The organism is Cyclobacterium lianum (assembly GCF_900143075.1).
Taxonomy (GTDB): domain Bacteria; phylum Bacteroidota; class Bacteroidia; order Cytophagales; family Cyclobacteriaceae; genus Cyclobacterium; species Cyclobacterium lianum.
Window position 1 is genome coordinate 86213 of sequence record NZ_FRCY01000013.1, and the last position, 24881, is coordinate 111093.

At 45.3% G+C, this 24881-nt stretch carries 20 protein-coding genes and 1 pseudogene; 15 read left to right on the plus strand and 6 right to left on the minus strand.

Features of this window, described 5'->3' with window-relative positions; genetic code table 11:
- Positions 1 to 131: 131 nt before the first annotated feature.
- Positions 132 to 323, minus strand: coding sequence for a hypothetical protein (locus BUB19_RS18060; protein ID WP_073096386.1), 192 nt, complete (start codon positions 321 to 323; stop codon positions 132 to 134).
- Between the two features lie 135 nt (positions 324 to 458).
- Between BUB19_RS18060 and BUB19_RS18065 the strand changes: the two genes are divergently transcribed.
- The 5 genes from BUB19_RS18065 to BUB19_RS18085 all read left to right on the plus strand — a co-directional run bounded on the left by BUB19_RS18065 (position 459) and on the right by BUB19_RS18085 (position 6113).
- The gene (locus BUB19_RS18065; RefSeq protein WP_073096388.1) at positions 459 to 1904 is read left to right on the plus strand and encodes a BatD family protein; all 1446 of its coding nucleotides are present in this window, start codon (positions 459 to 461) and stop codon (positions 1902 to 1904) included.
- 3 nt (positions 1905 to 1907) lie between these two features.
- Entirely contained in the window at positions 1908 to 2984 is a 1077-nt protein-coding gene (gene aroC, locus BUB19_RS18070) for a chorismate synthase (RefSeq protein ID WP_073096390.1), read from the plus strand.
- A gap of 31 nt (positions 2985 to 3015) precedes the next feature.
- Positions 3016 to 4341 carry a dicarboxylate/amino acid:cation symporter gene (locus tag BUB19_RS18075; protein WP_073096392.1) on the plus strand — a complete coding sequence of 442 codons (1326 nt, stop codon included), beginning with the start codon at positions 3016 to 3018 and terminating at the stop codon, positions 4339 to 4341.
- 92 nt (positions 4342 to 4433) lie between these two features.
- Entirely contained in the window at positions 4434 to 5015 is a 582-nt protein-coding gene (locus BUB19_RS18080) for a NifU family protein (protein ID WP_073096394.1), read from the plus strand.
- Positions 5016 to 5042: 27 nt separating this feature from the next.
- Positions 5043 to 6113 carry a DUF3810 domain-containing protein gene (locus BUB19_RS18085; protein ID WP_178371531.1) on the plus strand — a complete coding sequence of 357 codons (1071 nt, stop codon included), beginning with the start codon at positions 5043 to 5045 and terminating at the stop codon, positions 6111 to 6113.
- A 24-nt stretch (positions 6114 to 6137) separates the two neighbouring features.
- Here BUB19_RS18085 and BUB19_RS18090 read toward each other — a convergent pair whose 3' ends face one another.
- Positions 6138 to 7388, minus strand: a complete 1251-nt coding sequence (locus tag BUB19_RS18090; protein ID WP_073096490.1) for a sensor histidine kinase — start codon at positions 7386 to 7388, stop codon at positions 6138 to 6140.
- Positions 7389 to 7469: 81 nt separating this feature from the next.
- Complete coding sequence (gene ade, locus BUB19_RS18095; protein WP_073096398.1) at positions 7470 to 9125, minus strand: adenine deaminase; 1656 nt, start codon at positions 9123 to 9125, stop codon at positions 7470 to 7472.
- Between the two features lie 152 nt (positions 9126 to 9277).
- Here ade and cmk point away from each other — a divergent pair, with 152 nt between their 5' ends.
- From cmk to rffA, 9 genes are all read left to right on the plus strand, one after another.
- On the plus strand, positions 9278 to 9955 hold the full coding sequence (cmk, locus tag BUB19_RS18100; RefSeq protein WP_073096400.1) for a (d)CMP kinase: 678 nt from the start codon (positions 9278 to 9280) through the stop codon (positions 9953 to 9955).
- Between the two features lie 4 nt (positions 9956 to 9959).
- Complete coding sequence (locus tag BUB19_RS18105; RefSeq protein WP_073096402.1) at positions 9960 to 10862, plus strand: 4-hydroxy-3-methylbut-2-enyl diphosphate reductase; 903 nt, start codon at positions 9960 to 9962, stop codon at positions 10860 to 10862.
- Between the two features lie 130 nt (positions 10863 to 10992).
- The gene (locus BUB19_RS18110) at positions 10993 to 12354 is read left to right on the plus strand and encodes a Na(+)-translocating NADH-quinone reductase subunit A (protein ID WP_073096404.1); all 1362 of its coding nucleotides are present in this window, start codon (positions 10993 to 10995) and stop codon (positions 12352 to 12354) included.
- Between the two features lie 5 nt (positions 12355 to 12359).
- Positions 12360 to 13562 (plus strand): NADH:ubiquinone reductase (Na(+)-transporting) subunit B, encoded by a 1203-nt coding sequence (locus BUB19_RS18115; RefSeq protein WP_073096406.1) that lies wholly within the window; start codon positions 12360 to 12362, stop codon positions 13560 to 13562.
- The gene (gene nqrC, locus BUB19_RS18120; RefSeq protein WP_073096407.1) at positions 13549 to 14316 is read left to right on the plus strand and encodes an NADH:ubiquinone reductase (Na(+)-transporting) subunit C; all 768 of its coding nucleotides are present in this window, start codon (positions 13549 to 13551) and stop codon (positions 14314 to 14316) included. The genes BUB19_RS18115 and nqrC overlap by 14 nt, the downstream gene beginning before the upstream one ends.
- 26 nt (positions 14317 to 14342) lie before the next feature.
- Positions 14343 to 15026, plus strand: a complete 684-nt coding sequence (locus tag BUB19_RS18125; protein ID WP_073096409.1) for an NADH:ubiquinone reductase (Na(+)-transporting) subunit D — start codon at positions 14343 to 14345, stop codon at positions 15024 to 15026.
- A 12-nt stretch (positions 15027 to 15038) separates the two neighbouring features.
- A complete protein-coding gene (gene nqrE, locus BUB19_RS18130) occupies positions 15039 to 15650 on the plus strand; it encodes an NADH:ubiquinone reductase (Na(+)-transporting) subunit E (RefSeq protein ID WP_073096410.1) in 612 nt (203 codons plus the stop codon).
- A 103-nt stretch (positions 15651 to 15753) separates the two neighbouring features.
- A complete protein-coding gene (locus tag BUB19_RS18135; RefSeq protein WP_073096411.1) occupies positions 15754 to 16374 on the plus strand; it encodes a DUF502 domain-containing protein in 621 nt (206 codons plus the stop codon).
- 1 nt (position 16375) lies between these two features.
- Positions 16376 to 17509 carry a dTDP-4-amino-4,6-dideoxygalactose transaminase gene (rffA, locus tag BUB19_RS18140; RefSeq protein ID WP_073096412.1) on the plus strand — a complete coding sequence of 378 codons (1134 nt, stop codon included), beginning with the start codon at positions 16376 to 16378 and terminating at the stop codon, positions 17507 to 17509.
- Positions 17510 to 17560: 51 nt separating this feature from the next.
- Here rffA and trxA read toward each other — a convergent pair.
- The 3 genes and pseudogenes from trxA to BUB19_RS18155 form a co-directional block, all read right to left on the minus strand.
- Positions 17561 to 17884: pseudogene (gene trxA, locus BUB19_RS18145) on the minus strand (thioredoxin); the annotation flags it as partial.
- 92 nt (positions 17885 to 17976) lie between these two features.
- On the minus strand, positions 17977 to 22263 hold the full coding sequence (dnaE, locus tag BUB19_RS18150; protein WP_073096416.1) for a DNA polymerase III subunit alpha: 4287 nt from the start codon (positions 22261 to 22263) through the stop codon (positions 17977 to 17979).
- A gap of 338 nt (positions 22264 to 22601) precedes the next feature.
- Positions 22602 to 24380 (minus strand): purple acid phosphatase family protein, encoded by a 1779-nt coding sequence (locus BUB19_RS18155; protein WP_073096492.1) that lies wholly within the window; start codon positions 24378 to 24380, stop codon positions 22602 to 22604.
- Positions 24381 to 24566: 186 nt separating this feature from the next.
- Here BUB19_RS18155 and BUB19_RS18160 point away from each other — a divergent pair, with 186 nt between their 5' ends.
- Complete coding sequence (locus BUB19_RS18160) at positions 24567 to 24794, plus strand: hypothetical protein (protein ID WP_143156089.1); 228 nt, start codon at positions 24567 to 24569, stop codon at positions 24792 to 24794.
- Positions 24795 to 24881 lie beyond the last annotated feature (87 nt).

The following is a 24881-nucleotide window of genomic DNA, read 5'->3' on the forward strand; positions in this document are numbered from 1 at the left end:
TCCTCAAACTCTTGATTCGTTTAAAAGTAGTCAAATTTTTGTAGAAATCAGCGTAAAAAAGGCAGCGTATCGTAAATCAGGAAAGGAATAGCAAAAAAAACGCCCCATTATCTGGGGCGCTGGATGGATGGTTAACCGGCCAATTTGATAAAGTACTTGTTCAAAATCGGCCCGTATATCTTTGAAAATGTCTTGTAACACCAAACCCTGAACTCCTCCAGTTCTGCGGGAACCAGTAGGTTCAGTCCCTTTCGCAACTCTTTTTCAAAGAGTTTACTGTCAAAACTTACTTTCAATAAAATAGTTTTAACATATTCCATCATGGTTCATGTTAGTTTAAGTTAGTTTTTTAAAAAAGAATGCTATAATAACTGCTTACGGCAATCAATTTGATTTGTTACGTATAAAATATACTTGTTTATTTGCAGTTATATTTAAAGATAATACAATCATCTTATATGTGCTTAACGAAGAACCACTTTCTTTTCGTATTTCTTATAAGCCTTTTCTGGGCCCAGGCAGAAGCCCAGGATATCAAGATCGAATTGGGAGAGAGTGAAGTGGCATTGAATGAATCCTTTACCATTCGGGTCACCGTTTCGGGTGAGAAGATACGGTCCTACGACCAGCTACCAGAAATTCCCGGATTTCAAAAGCAAGGCGTTTCACAGAGCTCATCCATGAATATCATTAATGGACAGATGAGCAGCACCAATAGTGTCATTCAATACTACAAGCCGATTCGGAAGGGGCAGTTTACGCTTCCGGATTTTACCCTCTCGGTCAATGGAGAGTCGGTATCAACGCCCGGGAAGACCCTCACGGTGGTCGATGCCCGTGCAAGTACCAGGAATAACCGGGCATTGGATCCCATCGATGATCTGTTTGGGAGGCGGGATACAGAAGAACCGGAGTATGTGGAAGTGGAGGACGATGCTTTTTTCTCTCTATCGGTCGACAAGGAAGAGGTATTTGTAGGGGAAGGCTTTAATGTTAGCCTGGCTTTTTACATGTCTGAGGCAAACCAGGCGCCTTTTAATTTTCATGAGCCCGGGAAGCAGCTGGAGCGGATCATCAACGAAATAAAACCTGGAAACGCCTGGGAAGAGAATTTCAACATTACCAGTATTCAGCCCGAAAAGGTAAGCTTCGGAGGTAAGGTCTGGACGAAGTATAAGGTGTATGAAGCCAGTTTTTTCCCCTTCAATTCGGGTAGCGTAGATTTCCCGCAGGTCGGTTGGGAAATGATTAAATACCGATTGGCCAAGAATCCTAGTTTTTTTGGCAGCAACCGTCTTCAGGATTTTAAAACCTTTTATTCCCAGCCCAAGTCAATCAAAGTCAAACCGCTCCCACCCCACCCGCTGAAAAACGAAGTAAGCGTGGGCAATTACCGGCTGAGAGAAAGTTTCGAAGAGCTGGAGGTGAGCACAGGGGAGGGATTTACCTATGATTTTACTATTCTGGGGGAAGGCAATATCAGTTCCATTCGTCCACCAGCTATAAAGAGAGCGCAAAAACTCAACACTTTTGACCCCAACGAGCAGGTGCAGATCAACCGGGGAAGGGGAAAAGTGACCGGGATGAAAGAATTCAGCTATTTTATCACCTTAAATGAACAGAAAAAGCTGGCCCTTGAAGATCACTTCGAATGGGTTTATTTTAACCCGGAACTGGCCCGATACGATACTTTGCAGCCCAGTGCTGTGGTCAATGTCACTGGTGAAAGCCGCATCAACCAGGCCATCTCCTCTTCCCGGCTGGGGGGATTGTATGACCTGATAGAAGTTGAAGACAATAAGCTTTTAAACCAGGGATATAAATACTATTTTTCCGTCCTGATAAATGTCCTGCTTTTTCTGGCATTGATTTTATTGGGATTTTTGATTGTTAAGAAAAATTAGTTCATGCGCAATACATTTGGTAATGTTTTCACGATCACCACCTTTGGTGAGTCTCATGGTATGGGTCTGGGGGTAGTCATTGATGGCTGTCCGGCCGGTATAGGCATTTCTGAGGACTTCATCCGGCAGGAGCTTCAAAGAAGAAAGCCAGGACAATCCAAAATTACCACCCAACGTAAGGAAGAGGATGAGTTTGAAATTTTGTCCGGTGTGTTTGAAGGAAAGAGCACGGGTACTCCCATAGCCATCGTCATTTACAATACCGACCAGAAAAGTAAGGATTACTCGCATATTGCCGACAAGTTTCGACCCTCCCATGCAGATTATACCTATCACCAGAAATTTGGTGTAAGGGATTACCGTGGCGGAGGTAGGAGTAGTGCAAGGGAAACTGCTGCCCGGGTGGCGGCAGGGGCCGTAGCCAAACTGATGCTGGCACAGTATGGAATTCAGATACATGCCTATGTGAGTCAGGCAGGTCACATACGTCTGGAAAAAAAATATACGGAATTGGATCTGGGGCAGATTGAATCCAATATGGTGCGCTGCCCGGATCCAGTCACTGCCGGGCAAATGATAGACCTGATCGATGAAACCAGAAAGAACAGAGATACCATAGGTGGGGTGGTGAGCTGCGTGGCACAGGGAGTCCCACCTGCTCTTGGTGAACCTGTATTTGACCGGCTGCATGCCGTGCTGGGACATGCCATGCTCAGTATCAATGCTGTCAAAGGTTTTGAATACGGAAGTGGTTTTGAAGGGGTGAGCATGAAAGGGTCGGAACACAACGATGCCTTTTACCAAAAAGACGGAAAAGTAAAAACCATCACTAATTTTTCCGGAGGAATTCAGGGCGGAATTTCGAATGGCGAAGACATTTATTTCCGTGTAGCTTTTAAACCTGTAGCCACCATCATGCAAGACCAGGAAAGTGTAAATACCAGCGGAGAAAAGACGGTGGTCAGCGGCAAAGGTCGCCATGACCCATGCGTGGTACCCAGGGCGGTACCCATTGTGGAAGCCATGTGCGCGTTGGTACTGGCGGACCATATCCTGTTAAACCGAGCCAGCAAAATATAACCAATCACCACAACACAACCACTAACCTCTTATGAAAACAAAATTACCCCTGCATACCCAAATTATCATTGGCCTTGTCCTGGGTTTACTAGTTGGTCTGGGCGTCGTCAAGATGGGCGTTTCTGCCGACTTCACCATCAATTATATCAAACCTATAGGTACCATTTTCATCAACGGACTAAAAATGATCGCCGTCCCGTTGGTACTTGCCTCTTTGATTGTCGGCGTTTCCAATCTGGGCGACATCACCAAGCTTAGCCGTATAGGGGGTAAGACCATCGTTACCTATATCATCACCACTGCACTGTCCGTCACCATAGGATTACTGATCGTAAACATTTTTAATCCCGGCAAAAGTCTGCCTACGGATACCAGGGATAACCTGATGAGTTTGTATGACGAAACTGCCGGAAGCAAATCTCTGGAAGCAGAACAATTGAAGGAACAAAGTCCGCTGCAGCCGCTCGTTGACATGGTCCCTGAAAACGTTTTTCAGGCCGCTACCGACAATGCCAGCATGCTACAGGTGGTTTTTTTCGCCATCATTGTAGGCATCGCATTGATTCAGATTCCCAAAAGCAAGGCGGAACCGGTAATCGCTTTTTTTGCAGGTTTGAATGATGTTATTATTAAAATCGTTGGATTTATCATGATTCTGGCCCCTTATGGTGTTTTTGCCCTTATGGCCTCCCTAATTGTGGAGATCACCGGGGACAATCCTGATTCGGCTCTGGAGTTACTTCTGGCATTGCTGAAGTACAGTCTCGTAGTGTTGGGGGGGTTGTTTTTGATGATACTGCTTGTTTACCCCATGATCCTGAAACTATTTACAAAAGTCAAGTATCTGGATTTTTTTAAGGCCATCCGACCGGCCCAGCTTCTCGCCTTCACGACCAGTTCCAGCTCTGCCACCTTACCCGTGACCATGAAACAGGTAGAGGAAGAAATTGGCGTTTCTGAGGAAGTAAGCAGTTTTGTCTTGCCGTTGGGAGCGACCATCAATATGGACGGAACAAGTCTGTATCAGGGAGTGGCGGCTGTATTTATCGCTCAGGCCCTGGGTATGGACCTGACCCTGAGCCAACAACTGTTGATAGTCATGACTGCTACCCTGGCTTCTATCGGTACGGCAGGGGTGCCCGGAGCAGGTCTGATCATGTTGATTATCGTTTTAGAGTCGATCGGCGTGCCCGCCGCCGGCATTGCCCTTATCCTGGCACCGGACCGGATCCTGGACATGTTCAGGACCATCGTCAATGTTACCGGTGACGCCATGGTGTGCACCGTCGTGGCTTCTACCGAGGGGGAACTGCCTGAAGGACTGGTACGGAAGGCAAATCCCCTTACAGCATCCTGATAGGAGAAATAGCGCGAATTGGTCTTTATCCGAACCATCAACGAATCCCTGGCGTTTACTTAAAAAATAATGCATATTTAAATATTACACCAATGTTAGAAGCAGAAAAAAAGCCGGTTCATCTGTACATGGAAGCCAACCCCAATCCCAACTCATTGAAGTTTGTAGCCAATTTCATGTTGGCGGACGAGGGGGTTAGTTTTGATTTCCCGGATGAAAGAAGTGCTGAAAATGCGCCCCTGGCGAAGGAATTATTTAATTTTGCAGCAGTAGAAAGGGTTTTTATTGCATCAAATTTTGTCACCGTTACCAAGAAGAATGAGGTTCCCTGGGAAGATATTCAGGAACATATCCGGAATCATATCAAGGAATTTTTGTCATCCGGCAAGCAACCTATTGCTCCCCAGCTTGACCAGGATCCGCTCTTTGACGAGAATGACAGTGAGACGGTAAAGAAAATAAAGGGTATTCTGGACGAATACATCCGCCCTGCGGTAGAACAAGACGGAGGAGCCATTGTGTTTCATAGTTTTCAGGACGGTATCGTCAAAGTATTGCTTCAGGGAGCCTGCTCCGGCTGTCCCTCCAGCACCATCACCCTGAAAGCCGGAATCGAGAATTTGCTGACCGGAATGCTGGAAGAGGTCAAAGGCGTAGAGGCTGAAGGGGTGTAAAATCTTTTCCATTCAACATCCATGGTTTTGAGCCGATGGTTAGGTGCGACCCTGGGCCTGTTTGCGCTGTTCGTGCGTCTGGTATGCCAGAAATTCCCCTCATTTACCGAAAAATGGTATGCCAAGGGATTTTACCCGCTCATAAGAGGCATATTAGATTATACCATTAACCTGCTACCCTTTCCGGCAGTTTATCTGATCATTGCTGCTTTGTTGGGATGGGGTTACCTGTTTCTAAAGGGTCTGTTCAGGAGCAATTGCGGTTTTGCGCAAAAATTAAAAACCTTGCTCAGGTCTGTGCTTAACTTTTCTGGCTGGCTGATTTTTTTCTTTCTTTTTCTCTGGGGTTTAAACTATTACCGGATACCACTTTACCAGCAGCTTTCACTTCAGGCCAAGCCAATAGGTCAGCGGGTATTATTGGCGGAAATGCAAGATACTCAGAAAAAGCTTTTGCAGATCAGGAATCGTATTCAGCCGGACAGCCTGGCGTTGGTCAGGTCATCAAAGTTTTTTGTCAGGAAGGAAACGCTCAGAAAGGAAATGAAGCAGCTGCTTTCAGGCCTGGGCTATTCCTGGAGAGGGAGGCCTACCGTCAAACAGCTTTATCCCGCCGGCACCATGAGAAAGATGGGAATTTTCGGGATCTATTTGCCTTTTTCCGGGGAGGGTTACCTGGACCCCTCCCTTCATCCCGTGGAAAAAAGCTTTACCCTGGCTCATGAACTTGCCCATGGATTTGGTGTTACAGATGAGGGGGAAGCCAATTTTGTGGCATGGCTGGTTTGTTCTGAAAGTAAAGATTCTTTTTTGAATTATGTGGGTGAGCTGAAACTTTTCAGGTACCAGCTCAGAGATTTGCAGAAAATGGATGCGGAGGCTTACAAAGCGTTTGTGGGTGCAATGCATCCTTCAATTAAAGCGGATATCCTCGACATTCAACGGTCAAATCTTGAAATCAGACCTTATTTTTTAGAATTGAGTAGAAAGTCCAACGACCTGTACCTCAAATCGCAGGGGGTCAGGGCCGGCGTGGCGAGTTATGCGCAGTTGCCCATGTTGGTTTTTGCCTGGAAATCCGGAAAAAATCAAAATTGATAACAAAGTATTTTTTTTCTCCATTCAGTCCAATCCGTTCGGAATAGTCAGGACGAAAACAGAACCGTTGTTCTCCTTACTTTTCACTTCGATCTGCCCCCCTAGTTTATGGGCATTCTGAAAGCACAAGTGCAAACCCATTCCTGTTCCTTTTTCCTGTGCCGTACCATAGGTAGATTTGATATCCTGTTCGAAAATTTTTTGTAGCCGCTCCTCCGATATGCCAATTCCATTATCTTGAATGGAGATATTCACCCATTTACCCGAACCATTGACTTCAACGGTAACGGTTCCTCCGCTAGGGGTAAATTTGATGGCATTCTGGACCAGATTTCTGTAAATCAGCAGCAGCCGGTCGGTCTCGATTTTTACCAACGGGTCTTTTTTATAGGTCAGGTCTATAGTAATTTGTTTCTGTCTGGCGATTGCCCGGAATATTTCCGTGGTATCTTCCAGCAGTGATTTCAATCGGATTTCCTTTACCCTCATGGATTGGCTTTTCAATTCAAAAGAAGACCAATCCAGTATATTTTCCATCATGCTATACGTTCTGCTCGTAATTTTCAACAATTCCTCGTGCAAAAATTCTACCTCATCTGGAGGCAGGTCGCCGTTTTTCATTAGCTCCAGCGTCTGCATAATGGATTGGAGCGGGTTTTTGAGATCGTGAGAAATGATGGTAATGATTTTATCCTTTTGAGCACTCGTCTTGGTCAGGCTTCGATTTAGCTGGATCAATTCATTGGTTTTTTCCTTTACTTTGTTTTTCTGACTGCGGTAGAATTTTTTGAGCGTACTTACCAGGATGGTAATACCTGCCAGAGCGGTCAGGTAAGTGAGTATATGGTCCAAAAAAATGAGTTCGTTGCTACTGTACATCTCAGGTATCCAGTCATCGTGAAAAATACCGACATAGTACAGCGTGAAAAAGAAGAGTCCATTCACCATTGTCCAAAACACAAGGCCACCACGGGTAGAAATACTCAGAATTACCAGATGGGCCAGTAATAGGATATAGATGGTGGGTCCCTGAATGCCGTCATTATAGAAAAATCCGAGCGACATAATCGGGTAAATTGACAGTCCGAAAATAAAGTAGGCCAGCTTATACTTGTTTTTCTTTCGGAGGAGGTAATAACAAAACGATAGTTCGGCGGCAACAAAAAGGGAAAGTCCCAGCAAAATCGGATTGCCGATAATCAGATTAAAAAGGGCCAGCAAGAGGATAAACAGAAAAACAATCACCAGTGTGGCATTGAATATTTGTTTTTCCATTACCGGGTTCTTCTCCCAGAAGAACAGATGCTTTACTTGTTTTTTTATGTTTTCCAATAAACTCCCCACCCTTAGCTGGATTTAATTAATGGTATTGCTCTTGTTTTCGAAAAGAGATACAAATTGAAAAGTATTTCCATCAAAAAGCCCCTTGTCGCTTATCTTGATCTGAGGAATGACCAGTAATGCCATAAAGCTTAAGGTCATAAATGGTGATTGAAGTGTAGCCCCCATCTCTTTGGCCATTTTATCCAGCATGGTATATTTTCGGGCGACTTCAAACGCGTCATCATGGCTCATCAGTCCGGCCACGGGCAGAGGCAGTATGCATTCCCTGCCTGCAGAAGCGGCCGACAAACCCCCTTGCTTACTGATAATCAGGTTGGCTGCTCTGATCATTGTCTCGTCCGAGCATCCTACTACGATAAGATTGTGAGAATCATGGGCCACAGAGGATGCTATGGCTCCCTGCGTTAAACCAAAACCTTTGATCAGCGCAACCTGAGGTTTTACATGGGGCTCGTAGCGGTTTATTACGGCAATCTTCAATATATCTCTGGACGTATCTGCCATTACCTTTCCCCCCTCGGTCTTTACCTCTGCAGATAGTGTTTTGGTAATCAATTGCCGGTCCAGCGCCTGAATAATTCTTGCGGGACCGTTTTCGCTTTTGATTTCAAATGCGTCATCGGTAAGAAGGCCGGTATTGAAATGGTTGATGGGCTGACAACTGACTTTTTGTATTTTAGAGATCCCCAAATCTGCGGCGAGCTTCCCGTCGATATAAGTTTGTCTGGGGATGAAGTCTGTCAGATTACCTACGATGATAAAATCCGCCGGGTCGCCTTCCTTCATCAAGCCAACATCGAGGCCATAATGCGTTACTGGTGTGATACAGGCGGCACGTAATACATCAAAAAGATCTTTACCCAATGCTATTGCCCTTGCGACCAGTTGATTGATATGCCCTTCCAGCAAACTGTCCGGATGTTTGTCATCAGCGCAAAACATCAGTTGACGGGGTGATTCGTCCATCAGGTCGATCAGCGCATCAAAATTTCTTGCGGCACTACCTTCCCTGATGGCTACCTTCATGCCGCAGGCAATTTTATCCCGCCCCTCTTCCATGCTCATGCACTCGTGGTCGGTGGATATACCCGCTGCAGCATATCTGGCGGCATCTTTTCCCTTCAGGCCAGGGGCATGGCCGTCTACCGGCTTCCCATAGTTCCTGGCCAGCTCAATTTTTTCCATCACCTTTTTTTCTCCTGCCAGCACTCCCGGCCAATTCATCATTTCTGCCAGGTAAGAAATACCTTTTTCTTCAAACAGATGAGCTATATCCGAGGGACTAATCGTAGCTCCTGCCGTCTCGAAGGGAGTAGCCGGAACGCAGGATGGAGCGCCGAAAAAGAATTTAAATCCAGTCTGTTTGCCATTTTTCACCATAAAATCTATGCCCTGAACCCCGCAGACATTGGCAATTTCATGGGGGTCTGAGACTGTGGCTACCGTGCCATGTAACACCGCCAGTCTGGCAAACTCTGATGGAACAAGCAGCGAGGACTCGATGTGTACATGGGCATCGATAAAGCCGGGGAGCAAATAATGCTTCGGTGCACTGTTTATCCGTTTAACAGATTTAATTCTTTTGTTGCTGATTTGAATTTCAGCAGGGAAAATGTCCCTGTTTTGAATATCTACGTACTGTCCCCTTACGCTGAAAGCTGTTGTCATTAATTTGAGAAAAGATTAAATAATGCAAATGCTGTTTTATCCCTGCCAGAAATGAATAAAAACCAATTCAAATAGGTCCGCTGCAAAGAATAGTCATAAATATACTATATTTGCGTCTGAAAAGGAAAGGGGGCATCAACTCATTTTTTTTAATGAAAAAAATAATCATTGCCATTGACGGATATTCGGGATGTGGTAAAAGTACTACGGCCAAAGCCGTCGCCAGGGCTTTAGGATACACCTATCTGGATTCGGGTGCCATGTACAGGGCAGTGACCTTGTATTTTTTACAGCATTTCATCAACCCGGACGTACCAAAAGATGTAAAGCGAGGCCTTCAATCTCTGGATATTTCCTTCCACAATGACAACTCAAATGGTATCCAGCAGGTTTATTTGAACGGGATCAATGTTGAGGAGGAAATCAGGGGAATGCAGGTCTCCTCTAAAGTCAGTGAAATCAGTAAGTTGGGAGAGGTGAGAAAGGCCATGGTAGAAAAGCAGAGAAAACTGGGGAAAAAGAAGGGAATTGTCATGGATGGCAGGGATATTGGTACAGTTGTGTTTCCGGAGGCGGAGTTAAAGGTTTTTATGACAGCCGATACGACCATAAGAGCAGAGCGCAGACAAAAGGAGCTTCTGGAAAAGGGCGAAATGCTCAGTTTGAATGAAGTGAAGGAAAATCTTGAGAGGAGAGATGCTATAGATACCAAAAGAGAGGTCAGCCCACTGCTCAAAGCAAGCGATGCGATAGAAATGGATACGAGCTACCTTGATTTTGAGGAGCAGGTTTCGACAATAATTGAATTGGCTAAGGAGAGAATGAATTAGTTTTATGGAAGTTACGATTGATAAAAATTCAGGATATTGTTTTGGAGTAGAATATGCCATCCAGATGGCAGAGGACGAAATGGCCAATAACCAAAAGTTGTATTGTCTGGGAGATATCGTCCATAATGACATGGAAGTAAAGCGCCTCAGCGAGAAAGGTCTGGTGGTGATAGATCGCGATGATCTTCGTTGTCTGCACGACTGCAAGGTATTGATCCGTGCGCATGGAGAGCCGCCCGAAACCTACCGCACTGCTATAAAAAATAATATAGAGTTGATTGATGCTTCTTGTCCGGTGGTACTAAAATTACAGCACAGGGTAAAAGCTGCCTTTGATAAAATGGAGAAACAGGAAGGACAAATCGTCATTTACGGCAAGAAGGGGCACGCGGAGGTGATCGGACTTAGCGGACAAACCCTGGAGAAAGCCATTGTTGTAATGGAGGATTCAGATCTGGATCAAATAGACTTTTCCAAACCGATTACTTTGTTTAGTCAGACGACTAAAAGTACCAAAGGTTTTTATGCACTGAAGGAAAAAATCGAGGAGAAGATAGCCTCGGAAAAAGGCAGTCTGCAGGAGATGGATTTTAATGCCAATGACTCTATATGCAGGCAGGTTTCCAACAGGGAACCGCAACTTCGAAAATTTTCGCAGGAAAAAGATGTAATATTCTTTGTTTCCGGCAAAAAAAGTTCCAATGGGAAAGCACTCTACCAGGTATGCAGGGGAGTAAATTCCAGAAGTTATTTTGTAGAAAATGAGTTTGATATTGATCCGGATTGGTTAGAGCCGGACGACAATATTGGAATTTGCGGTGCCACTTCTACACCAATGTGGTTGATGGAACAGGTCCGCGACTACCTGCTTTCCCTGGACAAAAACCCGGTTGGTGCGAGCCAATAAAACCAGCGTGCCTGGGAAACCGTTTCGTTTAAAATTTGCTAAATAATCACGGAATTAGCTTCTTAAAACTAATGTAATTTATTAGATTTGAGGCGTTTTTCAAAGGATCACATAGTTTCAAAAATTAAATATGTCAAAACAAATCAAGCTTAAGAAAGGGTTTGATATACGTCTGGTAGGAAAAGCCGAAAAAAAAATCGGTGATTTCCAACCTGTCAAAACCTTTGCCATCAAGCCTACAGATTTCATCGGAATGCAACGACCCAAGGTTCTTGTAAAGGAAGGTGATTTGGTGAAGGCAGGTACACCCATATTATTTGACAAGAAAATGGAGAAAGTGCAATATGTCGCACCGGTATCCGGAGAAATTGTTGAAATCAAACGCGGGGAAAAAAGGAAGCTTTTGGAAATCAAAATACTCGCCGATTCAGAGATTGAATTTGAAAATTTTGAAAAGTTTACTGAAGGAGATGTACAGGCAGCCAGCCGCGAAAAAATAGTAGATCACCTCACCGCTACCGGGGTATGGCCTCAGCTCATTCAGCGGCCCTATGGGGTTGTAGCCGATCCGGAAGATGAGCCGAAAGCAATTTTTATTTCCGGGTTTGACACCCATCCACTGGCACCCGACTATGACTTTTTGCTCAAAGGGCAGGCCAATTTTTTCCAGACGGGCATCCAGGCCCTGCAAAAGCTGACAAAAGGAAAGATTTATCTGGGGCTCCCGGGAGACCATAAGTCAGAAGTACTTTCCAATACACCGGGCACGGAAATCAATTATTTTTCAGGTCCACATCCCAGCGGGAATGTGGGGGTGCAAATTCACCATATTGCTCCTATCAGCAAGGGCGAAGTGGTATGGACCATTCATCCCTATGGGGTAGTCCAGATCGGCAAGCTTCTCAGCAACGGGATTTATGACGCATCTAAGCTGATCGCCATCACCGGTTCAGAGATAAAAACTCCACTTTATGCACAAACTTACACGGGTAGTTGTGTAGATAGCTTTGTGGCTGGCAATACCCAATCTGAAAAAATCAGGGTCATTTCCGGAAATGTTCTTACAGGAGAGAAAATCAACAGGGACGGATATATTGGCTTTTACCAACACCAGATAACAATAATACCTGAAGGGGACTATTACGAATTCCTGGGATGGATGAAACCCACAACAGAGAAACTCAGCTACCATAAAGCGCTGGGTTTACTTTCTTTTCTCTTTCCGAAGAAAGAATATGCCCTGGACTCCAACGCCAGAGGAGAGGAAAGGGCTTTTGTCCAGACCGGTGTTTTCGAAAGCGTGACCCCTATGGACATCTACCCGGTATACCTGCTTAAAGCCATTATGGCGGAGGATTTTGATGAGATGGAAGAGTTGGGCATTTACGAGGTGATTGAGGAAGACCTGGCACTTTGCGAATTTGTGGATGTTTCCAAACACCCTGTTCAGGAAATAGTTAGAAAAGGTATAGAACTTATTCAATACAGTTAGACATTATGGAGTTTTTACGAAATCTGTTGGATAAACAGAAGCCCTTGTTTCAGAAGGGAGGAAAATTAGAGAATCTGTATTACCTGTACGAGGCGGGTGAAACATTTCTGTTTTCGCCCAAACATACCACAGGTCCACGGGGTGCGCAGGTCAAAGATGCCATCGATCTGAAGCGAATGATGATCACAGTGGTGATCGCCATGATACCCTGCCTTTTGTTTGGCATTTACAATACAGGACACATGCATTTTCTCGCTGTGGGAGAAGCGGCAAGTTTTGGAGATAAATTTATTCTGGGCCTGACCCTGGTGTTGCCGATAGTCATTGTAGCTTATGCGGCAGGGGGCCTGGTGGAGGCCACATTCGCAGTGATCAGAAAACACCCGATCAATGAAGGCTTCCTGGTCACTGGCATGTTGATCCCTTTGGTCGTACCCGCTACCACACCGCTCTGGCAGGTTGCCCTGGCCACGGTCTTTGCGGTAGTGATAGCCAAGGAAGTATTTGGAGGTACAGGCATGAATATTCTCAATGTGGCCATGACGGCCCGTGCGTTTTTGTACTTCGCCTATCCCGCACAGATTTCCGGAGACCAGGTATGGACCTATTTGGGAGATAAGACGCCAATCGATGGCTTTTCCGGTGCTACCGCCCTTGCGGTGGCCTACCAGTCGGGACAGGAAGGTGTAAACGCTGTGGCCAATCTGGCCAGTCACAATACTGCCGTCATGGATGATATGTTCAGCTTTGCAAACATGTTTTTTGGATTTATACCTGGTTCTATCGGTGAGACTTCCACCCTGATGGTTTTATTGGGAGCAGCAATTTTGCTCTTCACAGGTGTGGCAAGCTGGAAGATCATGGTCAGTGCCTTTGGAGGAGCCTATATCATGGCAGCAGTAATGCAGTTGCTGGCAGTTAATGAATTTATGGCCATGCCTGCTCATTATCATTTGGTCATGGGCGGTATCGCGTTTGGTATCGTCTTTATGGCCACCGATCCGGTTTCGGCGGCACAAACTGAATCGGGTAAATGGGTCTATGGTTTGTTGATAGGCGTGTTGACCATCATCATCCGGGTGACAAACCCCGCCTATCCTGAGGGAATCATGCTGGCGGTGCTGTTTATGAATGTATTTGCCCCATTGATAGATCATTATGTAGTTAAAGCAAATAAGAAAAGGAGGTTACAACGTGCAACAGTCTAATGCGTACATCATCATATTTTCAGTAATACTGACCGTAGTGTTGGGATTACTGTTATCCGGTACTTCTGAGGTGTTGAAACCGATTCAGAAAAAAGCCGAAGAGCTGGACACCAAAAAGCAAATTTTGGGAGCAGTAGTGCCCGCTGAGCAGATTTCCCGGATGAAGGCGGAAGAAATAAATCAGTTTTATGAAAGCCGGATTGCCTCCAAGGTAGTTAATATAGCCGGTGAAGAGGTAGAAGAGCAAGACGGCGTTCAGGTGACGGCTGAAAATATCGACGTAGCCAAAAATTACAAAAAAGCACCTGAGGACAGACTATATCCTGTGTTTATATTCCATGAGGAGGGTAATGAAGAGGCTGCCAATGCCTACATTTTCCCGGTATACGGAAGTGGTCTGTGGGACAATATCTGGGGCTATCTGGCTCTCCAAACCGACATGGCAACCATTGAAGGGATTACCTTTTCTCATGCCGGAGAAACTCCGGGCCTGGGTGCCAGGATCACCTCGCCTGAAGTACAGCAGCGATACAAGGAAAAGTCCATATATTCTGAAAGCGGGGAGCTGGTTTCGGTGGTGATGCAGAAAGGTGAAGGCAAGGATTATTCAGGTGAGCCCCATAAAGTAGATGGGCTTTCTGGCGCTACCATCACTGCTGAAGGGGTAAATAAAATGTTGAAGAATTACCTGGAGCATTACCAGTCCTATATGGAAAGGAAAAAGGAGGGAACCCCAAAAATGGCATTGAATTAATTTGAAAATTTTCAATTAAAAAGAATATGAGTACAGAAACAGCTGAAAAAAGCCCAGCCCTAAAGGATTCAGAAGACCTTTTGTCAAAGAGGAGGAAAAAGCTGATCACTGATCCATTGGTAGACGATAACCCGATTACCATTCAGGTTTTGGGCATTTGTTCCGCACTGGCAGTTACCACCCAAATGCAGCCAACGCTGGTCATGGCCTTGTCTGTGATTTTTGTGATGGTCATGTCTAACCTTACCATTTCTCTGCTGAGAAACAAGATTCCTACCAGGGTAAGGATTATCGTTCAACTGGCAGTGGTGGCCTCTTTGGTGACCTTGGTGAACGAAGTGCTGAAGGCCTTTGCTTACGATATGTACAAGGAATTGTCCGTATTTGTTGGATTGATCATTACCAATTGTATTGTAATGGGTAGGCTTGAAGCCTATGCTTTGGGCAACAAACCTTACGATTCAGTATTGGATGGGTTCGGAAGTGCATTGGGCTATTCCTGGATCATCCTTACAGTTGCTTTTTTCCGGGAATTGTGGGGATCAGGCTCCCTGTTCGGTATACCTGTTTTCGATAGTATTTCCAGTTTGTTTGGCGAGGACTTCCAGTTGGCCACCAATGGATTGATGGTCTCTCCCGTGGGGGCTTTCATTATTTTAGGATTGCTGATCTGGGTGCAGCGCTCCAAAACTGGTTATGTAGAACATTAACGATAAGATATAATGGAATTATTTAACTTAGCAGTACGGTCGATCTTTATCGACAATATGGTGTTTGCCTACTTTCTCGGCATGTGTTCCTTTCTGGCGGTTTCCAAAAAAGTAAGTACGGCACTGGGATTGGGGTCTGCTGTGATTTTTGTGTTGACCATCACGGTGCCCCTAAACTGGCTATTGAACGAATTTATACTCAAGGAGGGTGCGCTGAGTTTCCTGGGCGAATCCTTTGCTTCCATTGACCTTACTTTTCTCAGATTTATCATGTTTATTGCCATAATTGCTGCTATGGTGCAGTTGGTAGAGATGGTAGTGGAAAAGTTTGCTCCTGCACTTTATGGAGCTCTGGGAATCTTTCTTCCCTTGATCGCGGTAAACTGTGCTATTCTGGGAGGCTCACTTTTCATGGCGCAAAGGGATTATACGCTGGCAGAAGCCGCGGTATACGGCTTTGGATCCGGAACAGGTTTCTTTCTTGCCATCGTAGCGCTTGCAGCCATAAGAGAAAAACTAAAATATTCGAATGTGCCCAACGGTCTTAAGGGGCTTGGCATTACCATGCTGATCACAGGGCTTATGGGAGTTGCATTTATGTCCTTTATGGGGATTGATTTATAGGTACCCGCGTTATTTTCATTCTTAAAATATTAGAAAACCCTGTTTGCTTTATTGTCGAACAGGGTTTTTTGTGTTTATATTTACACCTAAATACCCTACAACCATGTCTGATTTCACTTCTAAACGGATTCTGGGCTACTTTCTGAGAGGATTGCTCTTCGTGGTGCCATTTTTTCTTACCGCCTATATCATCATTTTGACCGTGAGGTTTCTGGATAATATTATCCCAGTAAATATTCCAGGGCTTGGCATTTTGGTCATGCTGGTTTTTGTCACCCTGGTAGGTTACCTTACCAGTATTTTTATTACCAAATCCATTTTTGAGCAATTGGAAAAACTGGTTTTCAGAATTCCCCTGGTCAATATTTTGTACACGAGTATCAAAGATCTGATGTCCGCATTCGTTGGGGATAAAAAGAAATTCAATACGCCGATAGTGGTAAAGTTATCCGATAACATGTCACGCCTGGGATTCATGACACAAGACGATCTTTCCGTTCTGGATCAGCCGGAACTGGTGGCCGTGTATTTTCCGCATTCCTACAATTTCAGCGGTAACCTTTATCTGGTACCCAGAAGCAATATCACCCGACTAAAAAATGTAAACAGTACAGATATCATGAAGTTTATTGTTTCGGGCGGGGTTTCTCACCTGAATCGCTATGATCCGGAGGCCCGATTGAGAAAGCAGCGCAGCAAGCCGGATCATACAGAATTGGGTTGATATGTACGAAATTCCCTTTAATTCGCCATATTTTACGGGAAATGAGTTGGTCTACCTACAGGATGCGCAAAAGAGGGGTAGACTTTCTTCAAATGGGGAATATACTAGGAAATGCCAACATTTTTTTGAAAGCAGGTATGGGTTTGAAAGGGTATTTCTGACACATTCCTGTACCCAGGCACTGGAGATGGCTGCTCTGGTATTGGATCTAGGACCCGGCGATGAGGTGATCCTGCCTAGTTATGCTTATGTGAGTACGGCCAACGCATTTGCTTTAAGGGGTTGTTCATTGGTGTTTGCTGACAGCAGGCCGGATTTTCCCGCAATTGATGAAACGAAGATTGAGGATTTGATCAGTCCTAGGACCAGAGCATTGGTGATCGTACACTATGGGGGCATGTCCTGCAACATGGAAAAAATAATCGAACTTTCAATAAAGCACGATATCTATCTCATAGAAGATGCAGCTGCTGCTATTGATGCATACTACCTGGATAGCAATGGGGAGGAAATTCCTCTGGGCAGCATGGGGCACATGGCTACTTTTTCATTTCACGAAACCAAGAATATCAGTTGTGGGGAAGGAGGAATGCTGGTGCTGAATGATGTTTCTTTCATTGACCGGGCGGAGCACATATGGAGCAGGGGCACCAATAGGAAATCCTATGAACGTGGTTTATCTGCTGCCTATCAGTGGGTAAGCATAGGAAGTGCCTTTGCTCCCTCAGAAATCAATGCCGCCTGGCTCTGGGCGCAACTGGAGCAAATAGAGCATATCAAAAACAAGCGGAAGATTATCTGGGATTGGTATGACGAGCATTTAGAGGCGCTTTTTGAAAACTTTGGTATAAAACGACCAACTATTCCTGAATTTGTCCGACAAAATTATCACCTTTACTATCTGACTTGCACAGGTCTGGAACAGCGACAGGATTTGATTGAATTTTTGCAAAGCAGGGGAGTACTGGCGGTATTTCATTACCAATGCCTGCACCTCAGTCCCTTTTTTCGGGAGCAATATCAGGGGGAGCCTTTGTATGAGGCGGAGAAATTTCAAAATACACTTTTGAGACTTCCCTTATTTGTGGATTTGGATAGAAATCAACTCCAAGGCTTGATTCAGGGGGGAAAATGAAAAGGCCCCTGAAAACAGGAGCCCGATTAATATCTGTGTGAAATCTTCAATTTAAATTTGGGCTTCCAACTTGTCGGCCAATACAGATTTGGGAACTGCACCTATCACTTTATCCACTACCTGACCATCCTTGAATATCAAAAGCGTTGGAATACTTCGGATACCAAATTTGGAGGCAATGTCTGGATTGGAATCTACGTCCAGCTTGGTGATGGTGGCTTTTCCTTCATAATCTGTCGCCAATTCTTCTACAATTGGCCCTATCATTTTACAGGGACCGCACCATTCTGCCCAAAAGTCCACCAGTACGGGTTGTTCTGATTTGATGATCTCATCAAAGTTGGTATCTGTTACTTCAATTGCTTTAGCCATTTTCTTGTAATTATGGTTTTCTTAAAATATATATTCTAATCCGTTTCGCTTCCATTTAGTTCCGAAAGCAGTGTATTATTTTCATTCCCTGATCATTATATGATCTTGTAGGCTACTTCCGGGATTTGTTCAAGGGCTTGTATAAGTTCATTGGACGGGTCGATGCGGTACTTGGAGGACATCAAATCCAGGGTAATGTTTTCTTTGTTGTCGATGACATTGATGTAGAGTTTTGCATCGCCCTTGTATTTTTTTGTGATGGTCTCCAGCCTTTCCATCAAGTCAAGCCCCAGGTCGTCAAGGTCGATGTGCACCCGCAGCCCTTTGATCATTCTTCCCCTTATTTCGTTCAGCAATGAAATTTGATTGAGCTTAAATTCATGTTCTCCGGGTTTGTATTTGCTGGGATGAACAGTCCCGGTAAGGAAGAGAAACCAGCCGGTCATGAAGTATTCTTTAAACTTCACATAATCTTCTCCAAAGAGGAAAAATGTGTGGGCACCATGGTAATCTTCCATGGTAAGCGTTCCGAAAGGTTTGCCGTTTTTGGTAGTCCGGTGGGCAAAGGAAGTTACCGCCCCTGCCAATTTGATCTCTCCTTTGTTTTTGAACTGCGAGAGATCAGCAAGTTCGGGCAGTTTGGTATTGGTAAAGGCATCAATTTCAATTTTAAACTGATCCAGCGGATGACCGGAAATGTACAGGCCCACCACCTCTTTTTCAATATTTAATTGCTGCAATTGACTGAAAGGTTCCAGGTAAGCGATGGAGGGTATTGGAATATCCGTTCCATTTCCACCGCCAAATAAAGAAACCTGTGCACTTTCTTCCTCCTGCAAAACCTTCTGGGCATATTTCACGGCCTTTTCAAGCAGGCTGGCTTCGCCTTCAGGGGCTTCCAGGTATTGTCTGCGGTGGAAATCAGTAAAACAGTCAAACCCACCAGCCATGGCCAGCACTTCCATGGTTTTCTTATTGACGGCTTTCAGGTTTACCCTTTTGGTAAAATCAAAAATGTTTTTATAAAGGCCGGCGTTCTCGCGTTCTTCAATGATGGCGTTTACTGCGGCATTTCCGGCACCTTTTATGGCCGCCATGCCAAATCTAATCTGCCCCTCTACATTTACTGTAAAATCACTTTTGGATTCGTTTACGTCCGGCCCCAATACCGGTATCCCCATCCTTTTGCATTCTTCCATAAAAAAAGTGACCTGGGTAATGTCATTCATGTTGTTGCTCAACACCGAGGCCATGTATTCGGCCGGATAGTGGGCTTTCAGGTAGGCTGTCTGATAAGCGACCCAGGCATAGCAGGTAGAATGGGATTTGTTGAAGGCATAGGATGCAAAAGCTTCCCAATCACGCCATATTTTCTCCAGCTTTTTGGCATCATGTCCCTTAGCTGCTGCCTGCTCGATAAATTTAGGCTTCATTTTATCCAGCACATCCTTCTGCTTTTTACCCATCGCTTTCCGCAATACGTCAGCCTCGCCTTTACTGAAACCCGCCAGTTTCTGTGAAAGCAACATTACTTGCTCCTGGTATACGGTAATACCATAGGTCTCCTCCAGGTATTCCTTCATGTCCGCGAGGTCATAGGCGATTTCCTCCGTACCATGCTTTCTTTTGATAAAGCTAGGGATATACTCCAGTGGACCGGGACGGTAAAGGGCATTCATGGCTATCAGGTCAGCAAATACAGTAGGCTTCAATTCCCGCATGTATTTCTGCATACCTGCAGATTCATATTGGAAGATACCGACCGTTTCCCCTCTCTGGAAAAGTTCATAGGTCTTCTCATCGTCTATGGGGAAGTTTTCAGGGTCCAGCAAAATGCCGTGCCGTTCCTGAATGATCCTTATCGCATCCTTGATCAACGTGAGGGTTTTCAAACCCAGGAAATCCATTTTGAGCAAGCCCGCGTTTTCTACCACAGAGTTGTCAAACTGTGTGCAGACCATGTCGGAATCCTTTGCCAGTGCCACAGGCACAAAATTGGTAATGTCATCCGGAGTGATGATCACCCCGCAGGCATGGATGCCGGTATTCCGCACCGATCCTTCAAGTACTTTGGCCTGGTTGACAGTCTTGGAATTGTCATCGTTTCCTTTGGATATCCGGATCAATTCCAAGGCTTTGTCCAGGTTTTCATTGTTGTTTTTTAACTTTACCGCCAATTTGGATCGGTCATTAGCCAGATCAAAGAGATTTTTTAGCTTGATGTCGGGTACCAGCTTGGCCAGTCTATCGGCTTCGGACAGGGGAAGATTCAATACCCGGGCCGTGTCCCTGATCGCAGATTTGGCAGCCATGGTACCATAGGTGATGATTTGGGCTACCTGGTTGGCCCCGTACTTTTGGATCACGTATTCAATAACCCGTTGTCTGCCCTCATCATCGAAGTCAATGTCAATATCGGGCAGTGAAACCCTGTCTGGATTGAGGAATCTCTCAAAAAGCAGGTCGTAGGCAATTGGGTCTACATTGGTAATACCTACGCAATAGGCTACGGCCGAACCTGCCGCAGAGCCTCTGCCCGGGCCCACCGAGACGCCCATCTCTCTGGCAGCCCTGGTAAAGTCCTGCACGATCAGAAAATAGCCCGGATATCCCGTCCGCTCTATGGTATCCAATTCGAAATCGAGTCTTTCCTTGATTTCAGGGGTGATTTCACCGTAGCGTTTTTCAGCGCCTACATAGGTAAGGTGTCTCAGATAGGCATTTTCGCCCCTGTTTCCTCCATCAATATCATCCTGCGGATCGATAAATTTTTCGGGAATGTCAAATTTGGGAAGCAAGACATCCCTTTCCAGTTTAAAGGATTCAATCTTCTCAACAATCTCACCGGTGCAACTGATAGCCTCAGGAATGTCTGCAAAAAGCTTCTTCATTTCCTCAGCACTTTTGAGGTAAAATTCCTCGTTGGGAAAGCCAAACCTGAATTCTCTACCCCGTTTTCCGATATATTTTTTTGGCTTTTCTACCAATTCTCCATCCTTCACACAAAGCAGAATGTCATGCGCTTTGGCATCCGTTCTGGCATTGTAATAGGTGTTGTTGGCAGCAAAGTATCTGACCTTGTATTTTTCTGCCCATTGCAGCAGAACTTCATTTACTTTCTCCTCCTCGGGGATACCATGCCGGTTTAGTTCGATGTAAAAGTCTTCTCCAAATTGTTCCCGCCACCAGACAAAGGCCTCCTCCGCCTGGGTTTCTCCTACATTGAGTATGAGGTAGGGGATCTCACCCCAAAGTCCACCCGTGGTGGCAATGACATCTTGCTTGTATTGTACCAGCAATTCCTTGTCTATGCGTGGCAAATAGTAAAAGCCCTCGATATTCGCATAGGAGGCAAGTTTGGCGAGGTTGTGGTAGCCGGCTTTATTTTTTGCCAGCAACACCGTTTGAAAACCGTCATCTTTGCTGGTTTTGTTTTTCCGGTCTCTGCAAACATTAAACTCACAGCCGATGATGGGTTTGATCCCCTGGCTAAGGGATTCCTTTACAAAGTTAAAGGCTCCCATCATGTTGCCATGGTCGGTCATGGCAAGGGCCGGCATGCCCAATTCTTTGGCCCGCCGGATCATGGCGGGAATTTCTGAAGTGGCCTGAAGGATAGAAAACTGGGTATGTACGTGCAGGTGACTGAAACTCGTACCGGCCAGGTCTGAAATATCCGCCCCATCAGCTGCCTTGAGGATGTCTTTTGCAGCCGCCTTTTTATCGTCTTTTGCGGCAGCGAAGTTGGCTTCGTCCAGTTGGGGTGACTCGTAATCGATATCTTCCGGCGCAATGCCTGCGGCAGGAGGCTGAACCCTTTTCTCGATCAGCCCAAAAAAGCATTTGGCTGTGGCATCCACATCATAAGCTGCATCGTGGGCATCTCCAAAACCACTGCCAAAAAGTTTGGTATGTAACTCCAGCAGGGTTGGCCATTTGTATTTACCACCCTTCCCGCCAGGAATCGCACAGAAGTTTGTCGAAATATCCTTGGTGTCTAGTGTCTGTTTTTCCAGTGACGCAATCGTGAGCTGACTCCTTAGTAGCTCCGCTCCCACAATATTGATGTCAAAACCAATATTGTGCCCCACCAGGTATTCGCATTGTGTGAGGTCTTTTTCAAAGGTATCAAGTACCTTGATCAATTCATGCCCTTCCTGTAGTGCCCGTTGGGTGGAGATACCGTGAATTTTCTCTGTATTGTAGGGGATGGTAAAGCCATCTGGCTTAACGATGAAATTATTCCGGGAAAGCAAGGCCCCTTTTTTATCGTGGAGTTGCCAGGCCAATTGGACCAGCCGGGGCCAGTTTTCCAGGTCTGACATGGGTGCATTGTAATTTCTGGGCAGGCCCGTAGTCTCGGTATCAAATATCAGGTACATGGGAGAATTTGGTTTTTCTTTAATGTGTAATTATAGTTGGCCTTTCTGTCTGGAATTGCAAGCCGGTAATTTTCAAAGGTAAATTCGGAAAGCAGAATTCGACAGCTGAAAATGTAGTGATATTTGCATAATCTTGGTGGGAGGAGTATCCAGGGGGCTGCAAGATCGTTTTCCCTGAATTTTCAAATTACCACCAGAATTTGTTCCTTTATGCAAGTTTAAAAATACGTGGAATTATGGGGATCTTCCAAGTTGACGGAGAAAAAATAATACACAAAAAACCTACCGGCTGCCAGTGAGCCGGGTAGGTTTTTTCTGTTGATTTATCCACTGAGGATTTATTTGTGGATGGTAAACTGATCTCTGGTGTTGCCCTCCAGGTCTATGGTTACTGCATTCATTTGGTTTCCATCGATGCTGACGTATTGGTACAGGTGCTCTCCGGGAAACTGAACCTCCGCATAGGGTTCTCTTGCAATGTCTTTGTTTTTACCCGTAGTACCGATGGATATCCAGTAGATGGTGCCTTCTGCCGGAGAATTTTTGACAGCTCCATTATGGATGGGTTTCGAACGCATGTAATAATGAAAATGTCCTCCCAGTACCATGTCCACGTGGTATTTATCGAAGAGAGGTCCCCATTTTTCCTGAATATCCAGGTAGGGTTCCACACCGTTATAGGGAGGGAAATGGAAGACGGCAAATTTCCATGTGGCCGTCGTCTCACGCAATTTATCCTCCAACCAGGCGGTTTGCTCATCCAATGAAAGTGTGGCATCGATCATGAGAAAAAGTGCATTTTGATAGTTAAAGGCATACGTTCTGCCGGCCATGTCCGGATTAGGGCTGTCCGAAGGCAGGCTTAGCATTTCTTCATACATCCAGGCTCCCAGGCCATCCTGGCTGTCGTGGTTTCCGGGTACGGCCAGAAAAGGTTTCCTGGATAGTGGGCCTCCTGCATAGCCAAAGAGCTTGTCCCAGTCATCGCGGTACAAACCGGTATCGACCAGATCCCCGGAGGAGAAGTAAAATTCGGCACCGGGATGTTGTTTTTCAGATTTTTTCACCAGTTCACCCCAAATTGGAGAATTGTGTATATCTCCAAACCAGGTAAAAGAAAACGCACTTTCTGTGGCATTTGCCGTGGTGAACGATTCGACGGCAGACCAACCCGAGTCATCATGCCCGACCCTGTATTGATAGGTAGTTGCAGGTTCCAGAGATTCTATTTTTGCGGTAAAACGGTGCATGTACCGGTCATTTTGCAGGAGCCGGTCTTCCATTAAGAATTTTTCTGCCGATGCGGTCAGGGTATCTGCCGAACCGGATTTCCAGTATTTTACCTGTCCTTCCGGTACCGTTTCGTCCGTTCTCCACTGGATATCCATGGTGGTGCGGGGGTCTCCACTCCAGGTCAGTACAAGCTGATCGGGACTTTTGCCTGTAGGAAAATCGGTGGTTCTGAAAGCATTGACCATATGAGCCTCCCTGGCCCTGCCCCGAATGGTTGTCAGCAATTGCTGTCCTTTGAGCGGATCGGGAACCTCGGTAATGGTGAGGCCATCCCAGTCATGGTACGTAAATGCTCCGGTTTCGAAAGTTTCGGTGTGTTGGTTTTGCGGGTATACCGGTTTGATTTCCAATTCATCGCCTGCATTTTGAGCTGCCAGTGAAAGGAAGTAGACCGGTCGGTGCTTGCCAAATCCATTAATGCCAAGATTGATCTGTCCGGCATCAAAATTCTTTTGCCATACTTCGTAGGTATATATTTCATTTTTGACTTCCATGTCTGTTCGCTCAAACCCCGATGACTCCAGCCAGAAAGGGGTGACTTCCTGTGCTTTGTCCCGCATCAGAGAGACAGTCACGGGTACATTCACTTCGATTTTCCAATATTGTGTGGCCAGTGCCTCTTTTTCAGTTGGTTCCAGATACGCTTCGATAAAAGCGTGTGATATGGTATCCAGTGTAGCCTTATCCCAATCGGAATACAGTCTGGAGACAAGTCTATCCATGGTGTCTGAGACAGAAGGGAGATTCTCGTTTTTGCTTTCTTCTGTGCTACAGGATAGAAGGATCAAAGCCAGCCAAAGGAAAGTATAAGGTGTTTTTTTCATAAAAGCGTCAATTTCAAAATGAGTCATAAAATATAGGCTTAGTAGCCTATATTTTTAATACAGCAATTAAAGAAATTGGGCCATTTAATGAAACGTTAAGTTACTTAACAATTATTTCATCACAATTTGAATAGAAAAGATAGTCTCTTTTTCCCTGCTGTGGTATATACGATGGAGGGCAAACACATGAAAAAGACAAAACCAGAAGCTCTGTTTCAGCGGCTTGTAAAAAATGAGATATCCCGGAAGGAGTTTGAAGAGTTGTTGCAGGGCATGGAAGATCCGGAAGTGAAAACCCAACTTGAAGCAAGTATGAAGGAATATTTTGATGAGATGTTGAACCAATATGAAAACGAAAGAAAAACCAAAGCAAAGGTAAATACATCAGTTTCCCCGGACAGGAATAATGAGTGATGGGCTGATGGGGTCCATTGTTAAAGCTAAGTCTCCAAATATAGGGAGGCCGGGTTTGGATGCAAAATTCCAATAAATGAATAGGAA